At 58.5% G+C, this 17,368-nt stretch carries 14 protein-coding genes and 1 tRNA gene; 9 read left to right on the forward strand and 6 right to left on the reverse strand.

From position 1 onward, the window contains the following. Nucleotides 1-335: 335 nt before the first annotated feature. The 3 genes from O2597_RS09945 to O2597_RS09955 are packed head-to-tail and all read left to right on the forward strand — an operon-like array spanning nucleotide 336 to nucleotide 2,646. Entirely contained in the window at nucleotides 336-998 is a 663-nt protein-coding gene (locus O2597_RS09945) for an RNA polymerase sigma factor (protein WP_269524454.1), read from the forward strand. Nucleotides 999-1,023: 25 nt separating this feature from the next. Beyond that, nucleotides 1,024-1,578, forward strand: a complete 555-nt coding sequence (locus O2597_RS09950; RefSeq protein ID WP_269524456.1) for a hypothetical protein — start codon at nucleotides 1,024-1,026, stop codon at nucleotides 1,576-1,578. 9 nt (nucleotides 1,579-1,587) lie between these two features. Next, nucleotides 1,588-2,646: a S1C family serine protease gene (locus O2597_RS09955; RefSeq protein WP_269524458.1), complete on the forward strand. Its 1,059-nt coding sequence runs from the start codon at nucleotides 1,588-1,590 to the stop codon at nucleotides 2,644-2,646. A 25-nt stretch (nucleotides 2,647-2,671) separates the two neighbouring features. Here O2597_RS09955 and gcvT read toward each other — a convergent pair whose 3' ends face one another. Then, a complete protein-coding gene (gcvT, locus tag O2597_RS09960) occupies nucleotides 2,672-3,763 on the reverse strand; it encodes a glycine cleavage system aminomethyltransferase GcvT (protein ID WP_269524460.1) in 1,092 nt (363 codons plus the stop codon). A 163-nt stretch (nucleotides 3,764-3,926) separates the two neighbouring features. Here gcvT and gcvPB point away from each other — a divergent pair, with 163 nt between their 5' ends. Then, nucleotides 3,927-6,890, forward strand: a complete 2,964-nt coding sequence (gene gcvPB / locus O2597_RS09965; protein ID WP_269524462.1) for an aminomethyl-transferring glycine dehydrogenase subunit GcvPB — start codon at nucleotides 3,927-3,929, stop codon at nucleotides 6,888-6,890. Here the strand turns inward: gcvPB and O2597_RS09970 are convergent. Continuing rightward, complete coding sequence (locus O2597_RS09970) at nucleotides 6,887-7,108, reverse strand: PLDc N-terminal domain-containing protein (protein WP_269524463.1); 222 nt, start codon at nucleotides 7,106-7,108, stop codon at nucleotides 6,887-6,889. The genes gcvPB and O2597_RS09970 overlap by 4 nt on opposite strands. Nucleotides 7,109-7,220: 112 nt before the next feature. Here O2597_RS09970 and O2597_RS09975 point away from each other — a divergent pair, with 112 nt between their 5' ends. After that, entirely contained in the window at nucleotides 7,221-7,892 is a 672-nt protein-coding gene (locus O2597_RS09975) for a DUF4126 domain-containing protein (protein ID WP_269524465.1), read from the forward strand. 23 nt (nucleotides 7,893-7,915) lie between these two features. Here the strand turns inward: O2597_RS09975 and O2597_RS09980 are convergent, their stop codons facing one another. Next, entirely contained in the window at nucleotides 7,916-8,824 is a 909-nt protein-coding gene (locus O2597_RS09980) for a nucleotidyltransferase family protein (protein WP_269524466.1), read from the reverse strand. 122 nt (nucleotides 8,825-8,946) lie between these two features. Between O2597_RS09980 and polX the strand changes: the two genes are divergently transcribed. The 3 genes from polX to O2597_RS09995 all read left to right on the forward strand — a co-directional run bounded on the left by polX (nucleotide 8,947) and on the right by O2597_RS09995 (nucleotide 13,429). After that, nucleotides 8,947-10,683 (forward strand): DNA polymerase/3'-5' exonuclease PolX, encoded by a 1,737-nt coding sequence (polX, locus tag O2597_RS09985; protein WP_269524468.1) that lies wholly within the window; start codon nucleotides 8,947-8,949, stop codon nucleotides 10,681-10,683. 182 nt (nucleotides 10,684-10,865) lie between these two features. Then, complete coding sequence (rny, locus tag O2597_RS09990) at nucleotides 10,866-12,341, forward strand: ribonuclease Y (RefSeq protein ID WP_269524469.1); 1,476 nt, start codon at nucleotides 10,866-10,868, stop codon at nucleotides 12,339-12,341. 80 nt (nucleotides 12,342-12,421) lie between these two features. After that, complete coding sequence (locus O2597_RS09995) at nucleotides 12,422-13,429, forward strand: DUF481 domain-containing protein (protein ID WP_269524470.1); 1,008 nt, start codon at nucleotides 12,422-12,424, stop codon at nucleotides 13,427-13,429. Nucleotides 13,430-13,708: 279 nt separating this feature from the next. Here O2597_RS09995 and O2597_RS10000 read toward each other — a convergent pair. From O2597_RS10000 to O2597_RS10010, 3 genes are all read right to left on the reverse strand, one after another. Beyond that, nucleotides 13,709-13,785, reverse strand: a tRNA-Pro gene (locus O2597_RS10000). 50 nt (nucleotides 13,786-13,835) lie between these two features. Beyond that, a complete protein-coding gene (locus tag O2597_RS10005; RefSeq protein WP_269524471.1) occupies nucleotides 13,836-15,905 on the reverse strand; it encodes a fibronectin type III domain-containing protein in 2,070 nt (689 codons plus the stop codon). 143 nt (nucleotides 15,906-16,048) lie between these two features. Beyond that, nucleotides 16,049-16,711: a zinc metallopeptidase gene (locus O2597_RS10010; RefSeq protein WP_269524473.1), complete on the reverse strand. Its 663-nt coding sequence runs from the start codon at nucleotides 16,709-16,711 to the stop codon at nucleotides 16,049-16,051. A 150-nt stretch (nucleotides 16,712-16,861) separates the two neighbouring features. Between O2597_RS10010 and O2597_RS10015 the strand changes: the two genes are divergently transcribed. Then, nucleotides 16,862-17,344 (forward strand): thioredoxin family protein, encoded by a 483-nt coding sequence (locus tag O2597_RS10015; RefSeq protein ID WP_269524474.1) that lies wholly within the window; start codon nucleotides 16,862-16,864, stop codon nucleotides 17,342-17,344. Nucleotides 17,345-17,368 lie beyond the last annotated feature (24 nt).

The raw sequence follows: 17,368 nt of genomic DNA on the forward strand, positions 1-17,368 counted from the left end.
GCTCTTTAAGGCAAAATTCATGCGTTCTTCTATCATTTTGGTTTCTCTCCATGGCATCACCCTTTCTGGCCGAAAGTGTTACCCATGTCCTGAACCTTTTTTGGTACCTATGTCCTGAACCTGTACCCCTGAAGTTTTATTTTTCCTCAGGTCTGTTCCTTCAGCGCCCAAAGGGCACCCCTTTGACGGGTTCGACGAGCTCACCGCAGGCAGGCTCACGACAGGCCGCTTCAGTCACCCTACGCTTCGCTACGGGCGAAATGCGAAGCATTTCACCATCTACGCGCTACCGCGCTCCGTCAGGTCTCCCTCGTCGGGTGTAAATTCTTTGCATTTTGCCCGCAAACTGCTTTGTTGAAGCTGGAATGGCAGCTACAGGTTCAGTTACCAAGGGTATCGCGTCGGCGGAGAGTACACCGTCGAGCGATCGTGATTTGGACTGGGCCGTGGTGCAAAAGGTGCAGATGGGGCACGTGGGGGCCTTTGACCAATTGGTTCAAAAGTACCGTGAACCGATCTTTTCGATCATCTATAATCTGACCGGGAACCGTGAAGATGCCTCGGATCTGACCCAGGATACCTTCATCAAGGCCTTTCAGGCGATTGCCCGTTTCAAGGGCAAGTCCTCCTTCTACACCTGGATCTACCGGATCGCGGTCAACACGACCATGACTTTTCTGAAAAAGAGCCGCCGCCGGCGCTTCATCAACTACGAGAATATCAACGAAGAGGTGTCCGGGAGCGAGATTGTGGAGCGGTTGACCGCCAAATCGCGCACAGAAAAAGGGGTTTTAATTCAAGAATTGCAGGAAAAATTGAACGATTCCCTTCAGAAATTGTCTCCTAAACATCGAACAGTTGTCGTTTTACATGAAATTGAGGGGCTCGGCCACGCCGAGATCGCGGAAATTACCAAGACTTCCGTGGGAACTGTTCGCTCCCGGTTGCACTACGCAAAACAGCAACTGCAAACGTACCTCCAAGATTATTTAGTATAAACGACAGGACTTTCTACTCCCTGATATGGCACGACTGAACGAAGACCCGAACCAGAAAGTGAGCCTCGAGGATCTCCTCAAACTAAAGCAGGCGGAACGCCCCAGTGAAGAATTCTGGGATCGTTTCGACCGTCAACTGCATCAGCGGATGTTACAGACCCTGGTCAAGAAGGACCCGTGGTATGTCCAGCTGGCACGCGGCCTTTCGGGTCGTGTGGTGCAGAGCCTGACTGTCGGAGCAGCTGCCGCCGTGATGGCGATGATGGTGGTGCGTCCTGCACTGGTCGAGGTGGCACCGGTTTCGGGCGACAGCCAGCAACTCGTGCAGCAGGATGTGACGCCGGTGGCGTTGCCGCTTCCGCGAGAGGTCGCAATGACCGAATTGGCCACCGACGGGGCCCGTCGTGACTACGGGATCGAAATTATTTCAGCGGATGCCAATGCGAAAAACGCCGCCTACAAGCGCGAGTTCGGATTGGACAGCATTCATGTCGCCCGCAGCGAAGCCGATTATTCCAGCGATGTGGCTTCGTCCTGGGTCAGCATGAGCAACCCCGGGGTTGCCAGCCTCGTTTACTAAGTGCTCCGTATGTTTTCCAGAATCGCGTGGATTGCATTACTGATGGGTTTGGCTGCAGGCAAGCTGTTGGCCGGCCCGGTGGACGCCTTGGCCCTGCAGCAGCGGATCATCGATGTGTTCGAGCAGAACCGGGACGCGATCGTCCGGGTGAAGGCGGCCTACCGCTTGCCGGATGACGACCTCGAAGACAGCAAGACGCAGGTGACTTTGCGGGTGGGCACCGGGTTCTTCATCAGCAAGGAAGGCCATGTACTGGTTAGTGCGAGCCGGGCTGCGGGTGCGGACCGTGTGTGGGTCGAATACAAGGGCAAGGACTATGCGACCGAGGCGGTGGGCCATGACCGTCTGACAAATATTTCGGTGCTGCGGGTGATGGAGCTGCCCGAAGACTTTTCCATTATACATATCGACACCAGCGTGGAGCGTCCGGCCCTGGGTGCGATTGCGATTGCGATCGCCTGTCCGCTCGACTTCGAGCCGTCTCCGTCGATGGGGATTGTCACCGGAATGGACAAGAAGCTGGGGGCGAAGATTTTCCCGACCGAGTACATCCGCACTTCGATTTCGGTGGAGGCAGGGCAAGGCGGCTGTCCGATCCTGGATATCAACGGCCGTTTTGTGGGGATGTCAGTCGCTTCGATTCCCGATCTGGGCGGTTCGTATTGCCTGCCGCCGGATGCCTTGGCGCGGGTGCGCGATGATCTGTTGTTTTCCGGTCATGTGATCCACAGTTGGATGGGCTTCGAAGTGGGAGAGCTGTTGAATACCGATGACAGCAATGCCGTCTATCTTTCCCGTGTGCTGGACGATGCGCCGGCATCTGAAGCCGGACTGCAGGAGGGCGATCACTTGATTTCGATTGCCGGCCGTCCGATTGAGACGGTGTCCGATGTGCCGGGGGCGATTTTCTTTACCCGGGCCAACCAGTTCACCTCGATCAAGGTGCGCCGCGATGACGTGGTGATGGAGGTCTCTGTCAAAACGCTGCCTCGACCGGAAAAGGATGCCCTGATCGGGCAGACGGCTGCCAGCGTGGAGGCCCAGCCGGACGATGTGGTGAAGCAGTAACCGGGCGGTTTACCCCGTTAGGCCCTTAGCGGTGCAGGGGCGGTTTGGCGACGATGAGGGGGATGTGGTTCCCGCGCAGGTCCACGGCGAGGCTGTCGATTTCCGCATGGGCATCGACGAGGGCGCTACCGATCGGTCCTTCGGTCATGGGGGAAAGGGTGCCGGAGAGGACCTGGCCGACATTCTGTCCGGAGCGATCTACCACGGGGGTGCCTTCACGTGCGATCCGACGGCCTTCCAGTCGGAAATGGATGACTTTGCGAGGAACGCCCTGTTCCTTCTGCTCGGCCAGCGCATTTTTCCCGATGAAGTCTTCCTTGTCGAATTTCACGGTCCAGCCGAGGCTGGCCTCAAGCGGAGTGATCGCATCGGTAAGTTCATGCCCGTAGAGCGGTAGTCCGGCTTCGAGGCGGAGGCTGTCACGGGCGCCGAGTCCGCAGAGTTTAAGCCCCATGGGGCTGCCGGTTTCGAGCAGGAGCTTGGCCAGGCTTTCGGCCATGGCGGGCGGCACATAGATCTCAAACCCATCCTCGCCGGTATAGCCGGTGCGGCAAATGCGCAGTTTGGCTCCGGCAAAGGAAGCGGTTTCGTGGCAGAAGCGTTTGAGTGCGGCGCCTTCGGGGAAGCCTGCGGCAGCGAGAATCTCTGCGGCCTTTGGACCCTGCAGGGCCAGCAGGGCATACTGGTCGGAATGGTCCTCAATCTCGACATTCAGGTCCCAGCGGCCGGCTTGTTTGAGGAACCAGCCGAAGTCTTTTTCCGCATTGCCGGCATTGACGCAGACGAGGAAGGACTCCGGGGAGAGGCGGTAGATGATCAAATCGTCGACCACCCCGCCGTCGCTGGCGCACATCGGGGAGTACACCGCCTTGCCGTCCGGCAGCTTGCAGACATGGTTGACTACCAGCTTGTCGAGGAAGAGCGCGGCATCGGGGCCGTCGACCTGGAACTCGCCCATGTGGCTGACATCGAAGAGCCCGGCGGCCTCGCGTACGGCCCGGTGTTCCTCCAGAATGCTGGTGTACTGGACCGGCATGCTCCAGTCGCCGAAAGGGACAAAGCGTGCGCCGTGGGTGGTGTGAAATTCTTGGAGAGGGACTTGTAGTAGTTCGGTCATTCGTGATGTTAATAGAGAGGGAATTCGAATCGGTGAAAGATGAAAATTCGCTTTTCACAGTAAAGATACTTGCGAAGCGAATGGACAAGTTTTGTGTGACATTTTTATAACACATCACTCCGATCGATGTGAAAACTACCTACACGTCCTAGCCAAACTCGATATGCAACAGCCAATCGCGGACCATCGTGAACATGCCCGCCACTATATTCCCGCCAGCGAGGAAGACATCCGCGCGATGTTGGACGCGGTGGGTAAGCCGTCGCTGGACAGTCTTTTCGACCACATTCCCGGAGCGGTCCGTTTTAACGGCGCACCGGAGCTGCCGGATGAGCTGGACTACGAGGGGCTGAAGACGACTTTGGCGGGGATCGCGGCGAAAAACCGGATCGGACTGAGTTATCTTGGGGACGGGGTGCCGGATCTGGAGCCATCGCCGGTGGTGGGACCGATTTGTGACATCCGCAACCTGACCACTGCCTATACCCCGTACCAGCCGGAACTCAGTCAGGGAACCTTGCTGGCCCACTGGATCTACCAGTGCTCAATGGCCCGCCTGACAGGGTTTGAGGCGGTGAACGCCTCCCTTTACGATCGTTCGACGGCGATTTTCGAGGGGATTTGCGCGGCGGTCCGGATGGGGCGCAGCAAATCCGCCGCGATCGTGCCGGAAACCCTGTATCCGGGGGATTTGGAAGTATTGGAGACCTTGGTGGCGGACACCGAGATCGAGTTGATCCGGGTGCCGGCCGATGCGGCCAGCGGCTGCATGGATCCGGCGCAGTTGCGGGAGGTTGCGGAGGCGAACAAGGAGCGCCTGGCTGCGATTGTGTTCCCCATGGTCAATACTTTTGGGCTGGTGGAGGATTTTGACGCCCTGACGGACCTGGCGGCCGAGCTTGGAGTAAAGAGCGTGGTGGTGATCGATCCGATCCTGCTGGCTCCGGGGGGCCTGAAGCCGCCTTCCGCATTGGGGGCTGCCGGTGCGGATATTATAGTGGGGGAAGCGCAGCATCTTGCCTTGGCGCCGAATTTCGGTGGGCCGGGGCTGGGGCTGTTCGGGGTGCGTTTCAGCGAGAAAGACCGTGCGGGCGTACGGTCGGCACCGGGGCGCTTTATCGGCAAGGCCCGGGACTGTTCCGGGCGGGAGTGCCGGGTCGGTGTCCTTTCCACCCGTGAGCAGCACATCCGCAAGGACAAGGCGACTTCCAACATTTGTTCCAACCAGGCGTTCATCGCGACCTTGGTGGGTGCCACCCTGCTGGAACGGGGGGATCCCGGGCTGCAGGCGATTCTTGAGTGCATGCGTCGCAAGCTTTCGGAGGCCGCCTCCCGCTTGACCGCTTTCGAGGGGGTCGACCTCGCCTTTCCGGATGCATGCAGTTTCCATGAGCTGACCCTGTCCCTGCCGATCCCGGTGGGGCAGCTCCTTGAGCGCGCGCGGTCGAAGGGGATTTTGGCGGGGGCCGATGTTTCGGAGCGTATCGCCGGCGAACGCCAGCTGCTGAAATTGTCCTTCTCCAACCGTGAGCAGGACCTTGAGGCGCTGGTCGCGGTCTTTGCCGACTGTTTCGGCGCACCCTGCGGGGACTGTGCCGCGAGCCCGGTGGCTCCGCTCGCGTCGAGCCTGCGTGACACGGCGCCCGGTTTGCCGGCTTACGGGACGGATGAGGTGCTGGCTTACTACAAGAAACTGGGTGAGCTGAACGTGAGCCCGGATGACGGTTGTTACCCGCTGGGTTCCTGCACGATGAAGTATAATCCGAAGGTGAACGACTGGGCGGCTTCCCTGCCCGGATTTACCGATCTGCACCCGCAAGCACCGGTGGAGGATGCGCAAGGCTGCTTGTACCTCCTGTACGAGATCCAGGAGTGGTTCAAGGGCATCACCGGGTTGGCTGCGGTGACGACACAGCCGCTGGCGGGCGCCCAAGGAGAATTGGTCGGGCTGAAACTTTTCCAAGCCTACCACCGTGACCGGGGAGAGGCCCGGGATATCATGCTGATCCCACGCTCGGCACACGGCACCAACTTTGCCACGGCGACCATGGCCGGATTCGGGGGCCGAAAAGGCAAGATCGTGTATCTGGAAGCCGATACCGAAGGCCGCGTGCTGAACGAGGACCTGGACCGGCGGATCGCGGAGTTCGGCAGCCGGATTGCCGGCATCATGATCACCAATCCGAATACCTCGGGGATTTTCGAGACTTCATTTAAGGAAATTGCGGACAAGATTCATGGGATCGGCGGCCTTGTGTATATGGACGGTGCCAACATGAATGCGATCGCCGGTTGGGTTGACCTTGGTGCGCTCGGCGTGGATGCGGTGCACAATAACCTGCATAAGACCTGGACCATCCCGCACGGTGGCGGCGGTCCGGGGGATGCGATCGTGGCGGTCAGCGAGCGTCTGGTCGCCTATCTGCCGGGCTACCAGATCGAGAAAGACGGCGACTTCTACCGGCCATACAAGGAGGGCAAATCGATCGGTTCCTTCCACCGCCACTGGGGCAACTTTGCCCACAAGGTGCGCTGCTACACCTATCTGTTACGTCTGGGACGTGAAGGTGTGCGCCGGATGTCGGCCATGGCCGTTCTCAGTGCCCGTTACCTGCAGAAGCAGTTGGCGGTCGACTATGCCATGCTGCCGACCGGAGCGGATGCCGAGCCACGCATGCATGAGTTCATTCTGACCCTCAAGCCGGAGGATTACGCACACTTGGAATCGGTCGGACTGCGCAAGACCGATTCGGCCCCCCGTATCGGCAAGCTCTTCCTCGACTTCGGATTCCATGCCCCCACGGTGGCGTGGCCGGAGCCGCTGGGGCTGATGATCGAACCGACGGAAAGCTACACTCAGGCGGAACTCGACCGTTTTGCCGAGGCGGTTCAGGCGATCATCCGCCTGGTTCGGGAGCACCCGCAGGCGCTTTTGTCAGCACCGCATTTCACGCCGATCGACCGGGTCGAGGAGGTGGAAGCCAACCGGGACGTCTGTCTTTCCGAGTCGATGGATACTTTGCCGGTGATCAACCCGCCGCGGATTCCCACTGCGGAGCTGGTCCAGATGCCGGTGGAGGCGATCTACGAAAAGATCGTGGCGGCTTCGGCCGTCTCGGCTGACTAGGTGCGCGCGACTTCGCGGGGCAGGAAGAGATAGATCAGGCTGCCTAGGATACCAAGCAGTACGATCAGGAGGATGCCGACGATGCGGTTGGTATCCGAGAGCTGCTTGTTCATTGCACAATGAATGAGCGACCAGAGCCAGAGCCCAAAGGTGACGATGCCGAGTACGATGAAGATGAGAAGGAATATGACGGGGAAAACAGGTGAAACTTCTTGCATAACGTTTTTTTGATAAATGTACGGAAGGGCTGCAAGCGTATTAGAGCCTAGAGCTTGCGGCTTAAATCTAGGCTTTTATACGGTTTAATATGACTATAAGCTGCTTCTTATTATGAATGAACTCATGGCGATTATGGCGGGCATCGGTTTGGCCGCAGCTTGTGGCTTCCGAGTCTTTGTCCCCTTGTTTATCGCCAGTCTGGCGGCCAACACGGGGATGGAGGCCGATTTGCTCGGGATGGGCTTTAATGTGCAGGAAATTCTCGGGGAACACAGTTTTCTGGGCAGCACGCCGGTGACGATTGCGCTGGGGGTGGCGACGGCCCTGGAGGTCGGGAGCTACTACATCCCCTGGCTGGACAATGCGCTCGATTCCATTGCGACGCCGGCGGCCGTGCTGGCAGGTACCTTTATTACCGGTACCATGATGCCTGATTTCATGGGGGACGGATCCTTCAAGTGGATCGTTTCCACCATTGCAGGTGGGGGTACGGCGGGCGTGGTGCAGGGCACTTCCGTGATCATCCGAGGCACGTCAACCGCAACCACCGGCGGGGTGGGGAACCCTGCGGTGTCGACGGCCGAACTCGGAGGCTCAATCCTTACGGCCGGTCTGGCCATCCTAATCCCGATACTCGCGGGTCTGCTTGTTCTCATTCTGCTCTATTTCACGCTCCGCACGATCTTCCGCTTCTTTAAGCGCCGCGCGGAAAAGAAACGGGCCGACGCGGCTGCGGTACACTCGACCGACGAGAGCGGTACGGCGCCACCGCCGCCCGCCTGAGCGGCTGTTCGACAGGAGTGACTTTAGGCCAGGCGTTCGGGATAGTCGCCGTCCTGGATGCGCTGCCTTATGGCGGCCTGCACGAAGGGCTTGTCTTCCGGGTAGGTGACCCCGAACCAGGTGCCGGAGCTGGTCAGTACCTTGCACTCGGTTTGTTCCGAACGGATCAGGTTGTCCACAATGCTGGGGATGTAACATTCGGATTTGGGCTCCTGCGCGCGCTTTTCGAGGAATTCGACGAACTGGGCCTCGATGCTGGCAAAGATAGCCGGGGTGAATCCCCAGAAGTTCATCGAGACGATACTGTCCGCGGGAATGCCGACTTTGTGGCCGGCGAGGTCCAGCCCCTCGATGCTACCGTCGGGCAGGGCGGCGATCCCGCAGTGTTCCTCGACAGACTGGAGGGCGCCATTCTGGACGCGGCAAATGCCACGGTTGACCGTGCCGTGCTCCGAGAGCGTATTGATGAGCGGATAGCCGACCATACAAGTACGCAGTTCCGGTTCGCCGGTGCTGCTTTCAAAATGTCGTGCGAGCTGGAGGTAGGCATCGCTGCCGTAGAAATCGTCGGCATTAATGACGGCAAAGGGCGTCTCGATTTCCGCGCGTGCGGCCCGCACCGCATGGGCGGTACCCCAAGGCTTTTCGCGGCCATCGGGCAGGCTGAAGCCTTCCGGCAGGTCGGATAGGTCCTGATAGGCATAGGCGACCTCGATCCGGTCCCGGAATTTATCGCCGACGGTCTGCTTGAAGGCCTCGGCAAAATCCTTGCGGATGACGAAAACCACCTTGCCGAAGCCGGCCCGGATCGCGTCGAAGACGGAGTAGTCGAGGACGGTTTCACCGTTCGGCCCCATGGGGTCGAGTTGTTTGAGGCCGCCGTAGCGGCTGCCCATGCCGGCGGCAAGAACGAGAAGGGTGGGTTGCGTCATGGGCACTGTGCTAGAGCGCTTTGTGCCGGTGGGCAAGGCTGCGACTGCGACATTTCGGAGACAGGGGCCGGTAGGCGGGCGCCCGGACTTGTCTTTCTCCGCCATGTGGACAGTCTAAGCCCATGCATAAAGCGGATATCGTCGAGATACTGGAATCGATCGCGGTACTTTTGGAACTGAAAGGTGAAAATCCTTTCAAGATCCGGGCCTACCAGACCGGGGCACGGGCTCTGGAGACGATGGAGGAGGAGCTTGGAGAGGTGATCGAGGCGGGCAAGCTGGCTTCGGTCAAGGGGATCGGCTCCGCGCTGGTCGAGAAGATCGAGACCCTGCATGCGACCGGTGAGCTGGAGTATTATAAAAAACTGCGTGCTTCCGTGGCCCCGGGCCTGATTGAGATGCTGGAGATCCCCGGTCTGGGCGGCAAAAAAGTGAAGAAGCTGCATGACGAGTTGGGGGTGGAGAGCATCGAGGCGCTCAAGTCCGCTTGTGAGTCGGGTGAGGTGGCTGGTCTGAAGGGCTTTGGTGCGAAGTCGGCGGAAAAGATCCTCACCGGGATTGAGAACCGGGCGGCATATGCGCAACGGCACCTGTGGTGGGATGCACAAGAAGTGGCCGCGCCCATTTTGGAAGGCTTGCGTGCGCTGTCCGGGGTCGAGCGGGCCGAAGCCGCCGGCAGCTTGCGTCGCTTGCGGGAGACCGTCGGGGACTTGGACTTCATCGTGGCTTCCGGGGAGCCGGCACCGATCATGGACTGGTTTACTTCGCAGGCAGGCGTGCAGGAAGTGACCGCCAAGGGGACGACCAAGTCGAGCGTGCGCTTCGAAAGCGGCCTACAGGCCGACTTGCGGGTGGTTCCGGCGGCGCAGTTCGCCTTCGCCTTGCATCATTTCACCGGCTCGAAAGAGCATAATGTGGCGATGCGACAACGTGCGCTCTCCCGCGGCTACAGTCTCAGTGAATGGGGCTTGGCGGCAAAGGATACGGAGGGGGCGGAACCCGGCTCTGAGGGAATCGAAACCGAGAAGGCGCTCTTTGAGTTCTTCGGACTGGCCGAGATCCCACCCGAACTACGGGAGGGACTGGGTGAAATCGATGCGGCGGAAGCCGGTAAATTACCGCGTCTGGTGGACGCCGACGCGCTGCGCGGGGTCTTTCATAATCATACCACTGCCTCGGATGGACGTGCCAGTATTGAGGAAATGGCGGCGGCCGCGGAGGCGCTTGGCTTCGACTACATCGGTTTGGCCGATCACTCCAAAGCGAGCTTCCAGGCCAACGGTTTGGACGATGCGCGGGTACTGGAGCAGCTGGAGCGCATCCGTGCATTCAATGAAGCCGGAGAATCCGCGGTGCATGTCTTTGCCGGGATCGAGTGTGACATCCTTCCGGATGGACGGTTGGATTTGGAAGACAGTACCCTGGCCCAGCTCGATTATGCCGTGATGTCGGTCCACTCCAGTTTCGGATTGTCCGAGGCGGACATGACGGCCCGTGTGATTCGCGCCATCGAGCATCCGGCGACCACCATGCTCGGGCACCCCACCGGTCGTCTGCTTCTCCGGCGCGAGGGCTACCGGATCGATCTCCAAAAAGTAATCGATGCCGCGATTGCCAACCGGGTGATTATCGAGATCAACGCGCATCCCCGCCGGTTGGATATGGATTGGCGTTTGTGGCGCCGGGCGGCGGAACGGGGGCTGATGTGTGCGATCAATCCGGATGCGCACGCCACAGAGGGGCTGGCGTATTACCGCGCTGGCGTTAATATTGCTCGGAAGGGCTGGCTGGAGCCGGAACAGATCCTGAACTGCCGGGATTGTGCCGGTGTGCAGCGCTGGTTCAGCGAGCGAAAGTGAGTCGTGAAGCCGGGGGCGGAGGCTTATAGGATCCGGCAACTTAACCTTGAAATTATTTGAAATGATGCGTATCTGATTAACATATAGCTTGTTCACCCCACAAGCGCGGTCCGCAGAAGACCGTTCTCGGGCCTGCCCCAGTCACGAGATTTCTGCCCAGCCATATGAATTTTGATCAAGCAATGGGGTTACTCATCGGCGCTATTCTCGGCGCTGGCATCGTCGCGTTGATTGCGAAGCGTCGACTCGCGCATCTGGATGCCGCCCGTCGATTGAAGCTCGACGTTGAAGCCCGTGAAGCGGAACTCCTCTTGCGTGAAAAGCAAAATGAGCAGGAGTTGGCCCTGAAGCGCAGGGAGGCGGATCTGGATGTGCGGCAGCGCGAGGTGGACCGTTCGAATGATTTGGTCGAGGAACGCGTCTCGAAACTCGACGAGCAGCAGAAGCTGCTGGACCGTGAACAACACGCTTTGGACGAAGCCGAGCATGAAGCGAAAAAGATGGAGCGGCTGTACCGGATGAAGCTGCACCACATCACCCAGATGGATAGCGATGATGCCCGGCAGTTGTTGATCCGGTCGACCGAGCGTGAGTGTGCCACCGAACTGAATGAGTTGCGGCAACGGCTTCTGGGTAAGACCGAAAATGAGGTGAGTGATGAGGCCCGGCGCATCCTACTGGCTTCGATGCAGCGCATCACCAGCCAGCCGATGAATGATGCCACCGCTACGATCGTAACCCTGCCCAGTGAGGAAATGAAGGGGCGCATTATTGGCCGGGAAGGACGGAATATCCGGACCTTCGAGCATTCGACCGGTACGACCCTGATGATTGATGAGACGCCGGACTCGGTCCTCATTTCTTGCTTTGACCCGGTGCGCCGGGAAATTGCCCGTATCGCGCTTGAGGCATTGGTTCGGGACGGACGGATTCATCCCTCCAGTATCGAGGAGGAGGTGCAGAAGGCGGAACAGGAAATGCAGGCCGGGGTGATCGACCTGGGCGAGGGGGCGCTGCGTAAGTTGCGCCTGCACGATGTGCACCCGGAGATCGTGAGCTTGCTGGGGAAGCTGCACTACCGTCTATCGAATAACCAGAATACACTTTCCCATTCGGTGGAGGTCGCGAACCTCTGCTCGCTGATCGCGTCCGAGATCGGTCTGGATCCCATTCTTGCGAAACGCGCCGGGTTGTTTCACGACATCGGTAAGGCGGTGGACGAGGACTATACCGGCAGCCACGCAATCGTGGGTGCGGACATCATCAAGCAGCACGGAGAGGACCCGCGGGTGGTCAATGCGACGGCGGCGCACCATAACGAAGTGCCGGCGGAGAGTCCCTATGCCGGATTGGTTATGGTCGCGGATTCGCTTTCCGCAGTGCGCCCCGGGGCCCGTGCCTCCTCGATCGACGGTTTTATCGAGCGTGTTCGTACGATCGAAGACATCGCCAAGCAGCAGAAGGGCGTAATTGAGGCGTATGCGATTCAGGCGGGCCGGGAGGTGCGCGTAATCGTGGAGCCGGAGCAAGTGAGCGATGAAGAAGCCCGTCAAATTGCGCGAAGAATCCGGATTCGGATCGAAGAAGAGTTGAATTATCCAGGAACCATTGAAATAACAGTCATCCGAGAGAAGCGCTTTAGCGAGACTGCGGTATGAGATTGGTTCGGGGATGTGGGATATTACTGGTATTGCTTTGGAGTTGCGTTGTCGTTGACGCAGAGCCGAAGGTGGTGCGCATGAAGACTGGGGAACGCCTGGTCGGTGAGATCTCCTCGCTTTCGACAGACGCCACTCTGGTTCTGGAGTCCAAGTTGCTCGGAGAGTTACGCCTGCCCCGTAGTGAGATCCTCGGAATTGAGGCGGATAAGCCCGATTCCGCTGCGGTGGGAGTGGTTGTACCGGACAAACCTAAGCCGCCGAAAAAGGAAAGTCAGCAAGTCGCCAGCAAGCCGAAGCCCAAGCCCAAAGAGGAGCCTAAGCCGGTGAAGACGATCGAACTGACCCAAGAGGAAGTCGAACACATCAAGGAGCGGCGCATTCTCGAGACCTTGCGGGACCTGCAAGCGCCCGAGGCTTGGAAGGGAGACCTGCGGATGGGGATGAACCTGAGCAAGGGCGACAAGCGTTGGACCGAGAGTTTCGCCCGGGGCAAATTGGAAATCGATCCCAAAGGCAGCCTTAACTTTTACCGCTTTACCGGGTCCTACACATACCGCCAGACGGAAAAGAGCAATGGTGACACCTACAAGTCGACCGATCGCTACGATGGGACCTTTATTTACCGCCGCAGTTTCTTTGACGACTGGTTTGTTCAGAACTCGTTGGGCGGCCGGGTGGACCAGATCAAGGGGATCGACCGCGAAGTGCAGGAACTGGTCGGTCTCGGGTACAGCTTTGAGCCGACTCCGAAGTTCGAATTGATTTTCGGTGGTGGTGGCGGTGTTGAGGACTTCGAGTCCAACTCGGATGATACGCGCAACGGCCTGCATCCGGTCGCGAACATTTTCCAGGAGTTCAGTTGGAAGCCGCTCAAGCGCACGTCCTTTGTGCAGAAATTCAACTACTACTGGAATCCGAACAACACCCAGCAGTACAACTATGTGCTTACCGCCGCGATCCGCTACCGGATCACCGATCTGCTTGGCTTTGAGTTCTCTTTCAATCAGGACTTCGACAACGACATCGGGGATGGCTCCGCCAGGGATGACCTGACCCTGAGAAATGCCATCATCGTTTATTTCTAGGCTGGAGTGGCTTAATCGGTTTTGGTGGCTGTGCCGGGTTGAAGTCTCCCTTCACCGCTGTGCAGTCCCCTCCATCGGTGGACGAAAGTCTGTGTGCTGTGGGGCATTCATCTGAGAGGCGTCCGCGTGGAAGCCTTCGATGCTCGCAGCGACGTCCGCAAGCGGACACGCCACGGGCGGGGCATTCGTGATCGATTACGGCGGAATCCTGCTTTTCCCGCGAATGGACGATGCACCAAAAAAGGCATTCGTTGTAGAACGAATGCCTTTAAATTGAAATGGTCGGGCCGACAGGATTTGAACCTGCGACCCCTTCACCCCCAGCGAAGTGCGCTACCAGACTGCGCTACGGCCCGACTTAAGGGTGGCAATAAGGCCTCGGATTTCGGAGGCGTCAAGTATTATCCTAGGGTGTGATGATTTGCAGTTGGATAAAGACTTTATCTGAAGTGACGCTGTCCCGAATCCCGTAGGTGCGGGTTTCGAATTCGCTATCGATCGTGCTGGTGCCTATTAGTTCCAGTTCGGGGCTGAGGTCGGAGTCGAGCGTCGAGGAGTCATAGTAAGTAAAGCCTGCAACCAAGTCTTCGCTGTAGCCGATGGCGAAATCGAAGCCGGAGTTTGTACGCCAGATGAAGCTGAATTGACCACTGCTTCCGAGAGTGTCACTGGAGACGGGATTCGGACTGAAGCTGCCGGGATCCCCCGCAGTTGAAAACTCGACCAGGTTGATCTGGCCGTCCAGCTCGGGATCGGCATCGTCAGCGCCATCGCCGCTATTGCTGATCGAGCCAAAATAATCGAGTCGCCATTGCTCCTGTACACTGTAGGTCGTCGCGCTGGCGGTGGCTGCCGTCGCATCGCCATCGTCGTTGAAGGCGATGATCTGGTATTCGTAAGTGGTGCCGGCTTCGCAACTCTCGTCGGTATAGGTTTCGATGTCTGCCGCCAGGGTGGTCAAGCTACTATAGCTGCCGCCGGAAATGCGACGTTCGATGCGGTAGCCGGTTTCATTGCCCGCGTTGTCGGTCCAGTCGAGCTGAATGCTGCTACTGGAGAGCGTCAATGCGGTGGCATCGCCGGCGGCGACCGGTGCCGCGGCTTCGAAGTTGAAGGCGAGCGCGTAGGTCTCGCTGGTGGTGTCGCGATCGGCGGCCGGCTTGTATACCTGAAGCACATAGCGGCCCGCTTCGAGCGCTAGTTCGTAAAGGTGCTCGACATTGTCGACCGTGCTGACGCTGGACGCGACCAGGGTGCCGTCTTCCTTATAGAGGAACAAGTCGAGGTTGTTAATGTTGCTGCGCCCGGCATTCCGGTTCCAGACGAGGGTTGCGGTCAAGTTGAAGCTGCTGGCTTCGGCGGCATCGCAATTGAAGAAGTAGTGGTCGGTTGCGTCACGGTATTGGCCGGTGACGCGCGCATTGGTGAGGGTGCTGAGGTTCCAGCCGGTGTTAGCGCTCAGGTTGTCGCTGATTCCCCCCGGAGGTAAGTGATCGGCCCCTGATGTCGTCAAATTGTCGTCGACGGTTTCCCCGTATTGGCCCGCTTCGAGTTGAAGTTGCGCTTGGTTGATCTCAAGCACGCCGGCGCCGTTGGTCGTATCCAAAGGATGTGTGGAGGTATGGGACCAGCCGGAAGGTTTCGTCGCGCTGTTCAGGAGTAATGTCTTGATGGTGCGGATGTCAGTTGCATCGCTTTCCGTGCCGCTGCCGGCATCGGCGCGTGCTCCGGATTGGTACAGTATGGTGGCAGCTCCGGCGACCAAGGGTGTTGTATAGCTGGCTGCGGTGGAGCCCGGCGCCACGATATCGGGTTTGCTGCGCCCATCGCTGAGCGAGGTCAGGCTGTCGTCAACCACGCCGACGGTAATTCCGTTGTAGGTACTGGCGGGAGATGGAATCGTTGCCGGGTTTACCTCGGTGTTCAGGCCGTTGCAAAAGATCACGCCATAGTTACTGGCGTAATTGTCGAAGTACTGGTTGACTGTGGTACTGTCGGCCTCGCTAAGACTGCTATACACATAACTCTGGTTGACCACCTGTGTGGAAATGTTGGTCGAAGTCAGTATCAGTGAGTTAAAGAAGTAGCCGGCATAGAAGTTTTGTATGGCAGCAACGCCGGGGGCGACGCCATTCGTGCCTTGGGTGCCGCTGGTGAGTCCAAAAAAACGGGCACCGACGATGTTCGCGTGATACGATTCCAGCTCGATGTCGAAGCTCGCGCCGGTGGGGTAGGTCGCTGTGGTAGTGTAATAAGTGAACAATCCAGCATCGAGGCCGACGTCGGCCGGGTCGACTTGCCAACCGCCCGTTTTAATTTGTGCTTCCACTTGGGCAACGGTGACACCGCTGCCATCCAGCGTCGCATCACGTGCACGGAGTGTGGTCAGGCCGATTTCGTCCTGATAGGTCGCAGACAGGGAGCCCGCAAGCAAGGAGCAGACAAGGCCGCCGATGCCTAGGTAATAAGTACGCATGATTTTTAAGAGAGGGTAGCTGGGCAGGATACCCTAATCTGTTGTAAAGACAATTTCGTTTAAGGTTAAGAAAAAGTTAAAGAAAAACCGCCCGCGGCGGTATCGCCGGGGCGGTCAAAAAGTCGCAAAATTGCGCCAAAAAGTTAGCGGCGCTGTGCCAAAAGGTAGAGCAGCCAGCCCAGACTGGAGACGAAGGCCGCAACGTAAGTAAAGGCGGCGGCGTCGAGGGTTTTGACCACACCGGTCATCTCCTCGCGATCGACAATGCCGAGGTTGACCAGTTGTGCCTTGGCCCGCTTACTGGCGTCGAATTCCACCGGGAGGGTGACCAGTTGGAAGACGGTGAGGATCAGGTAGATTCCGATGCCGATATTGATGAAGATCGGGCTATGGAAGAAGAAGTAGCCGCCGAACATGGCGATGGGCAGCAGTTGTGACGCAAAGCTGGTGATGGGTACCAGCGCCATGCGCAGGTTCAGCGGCGCATACTGCTGCTTATGCTGGATGGCATGTCCCGCTTCGTGGGCCGCCACGCCGAGGGCGGCGAGGCTGTAACCGCGGTAGTTCTGACGACTGAGGGCCAAGCGCTTGTGGGTCGGGTCATAGTGGTCGGTCAGAGTGCCATGGCATTCGACAATTTCGACGTCATGGATGCCGGCGCTTTCCATCACGGCCTGAGCGGCTTCGCGACCGGTGATGCGGCCGCGCGACGGGATTTGTACGTACTTATCGTAGGCGCTTTTGACCTTCATTTGAGCCCAGAGGCCGACGATCAGCGGAACAATAATGAGTGCTAAGAAATACATGGTTCGTATCAGGCTTGTCAGTTGAAGTTAGTGCCCTACTAGCAATTTAAGTTCCATGTGGGCGCAACTGGATTCGGAGTAAAATTATCCTTTCGTTGGAATATTCCGGGCGACTCGGTATCCTACAGGCAAATTCAACCCATACCAACTATGCAGAAATCGTTTTTTACCTTTGCTTTGATTGGCGCCGTCGCGCTTTACGGATTTTTCGGACTCGCGAGCCTGCCGCAGCAGTCGGTGGCCGCGGAATCGGTGGAGTGGATGACCGATTTCAAATCGGCCCAGGCCAAAGCCCAATCGGAAGGGAAGCCCCTCTTGCTTGATTTTACCGGTTCGGACTGGTGCGGCTGGTGTATCCGTCTGAAGAAGGAGGTGTTTAGCCAGCCGGAGTTTGCGGAATACGCCGAATCTGCCCTTGTGCTGGTCGAGCTTGATTTTCCGCGGAGCAAGCCTTTGTCCGATGCGGAAAAGGAGCAAAACGAAGCCCTCGCCAAGAAGTACGGGATTCGTGGCTATCCGACCATTATCCTGCTTTCACCTGAAGGGAAACTCGTGGGGCGTACCGGTTACCAGCCGGGTGGCGCGGAAAAGTATGTGAGCCACCTGAAGGAACTGCTTGCTTCGGGTGGATGAGCTCCCCCTGGCGGGCCCGGTTCT

The organism is Coraliomargarita parva, assembly GCF_027257905.1.
In the GTDB taxonomy this organism is placed as follows: domain Bacteria; phylum Verrucomicrobiota; class Verrucomicrobiia; order Opitutales; family Coraliomargaritaceae; genus Coraliomargarita_A; species Coraliomargarita_A parva.

Bases quoted from the DNA above. Each gene is read 5' to 3' on its own strand.
- rny (WP_269524469.1), top strand. From the start codon at position 10,866: ATGGGGTTACTCATCGGCGCTATTCTCGGCGCTGGCATCGTCGCGTTG.
- gcvT (WP_269524460.1), bottom strand. From the start codon at position 3,763: ATGACCGAACTACTACAAGTCCCTCTCCAAGAATTTCACACCACCCAC.
- gcvPB (WP_269524462.1), top strand. From the start codon at position 3,927: ATGCAACAGCCAATCGCGGACCATCGTGAACATGCCCGCCACTATATT.
- polX (WP_269524468.1), top strand. From the start codon at position 8,947: ATGCATAAAGCGGATATCGTCGAGATACTGGAATCGATCGCGGTACTT.
- O2597_RS09975 (WP_269524465.1), top strand. From the start codon at position 7,221: ATGAATGAACTCATGGCGATTATGGCGGGCATCGGTTTGGCCGCAGCT.
- O2597_RS10010 (WP_269524473.1), bottom strand. From the start codon at position 16,711: ATGTATTTCTTAGCACTCATTATTGTTCCGCTGATCGTCGGCCTCTGG.
- O2597_RS09970 (WP_269524463.1), bottom strand. From the start codon at position 7,108: ATGCAAGAAGTTTCACCTGTTTTCCCCGTCATATTCCTTCTCATCTTC.
- O2597_RS09955 (WP_269524458.1), top strand. From the start codon at position 1,588: ATGTTTTCCAGAATCGCGTGGATTGCATTACTGATGGGTTTGGCTGCA.
- O2597_RS09950 (WP_269524456.1), top strand. From the start codon at position 1,024: ATGGCACGACTGAACGAAGACCCGAACCAGAAAGTGAGCCTCGAGGAT.
- O2597_RS10015 (WP_269524474.1), top strand. From the start codon at position 16,862: ATGCAGAAATCGTTTTTTACCTTTGCTTTGATTGGCGCCGTCGCGCTT.
- O2597_RS10005 (WP_269524471.1), bottom strand. From the start codon at position 15,905: ATGCGTACTTATTACCTAGGCATCGGCGGCCTTGTCTGCTCCTTGCTT.
- O2597_RS09980 (WP_269524466.1), bottom strand. From the start codon at position 8,824: ATGACGCAACCCACCCTTCTCGTTCTTGCCGCCGGCATGGGCAGCCGC.
- O2597_RS09995 (WP_269524470.1), top strand. From the start codon at position 12,422: ATGAAGACTGGGGAACGCCTGGTCGGTGAGATCTCCTCGCTTTCGACA.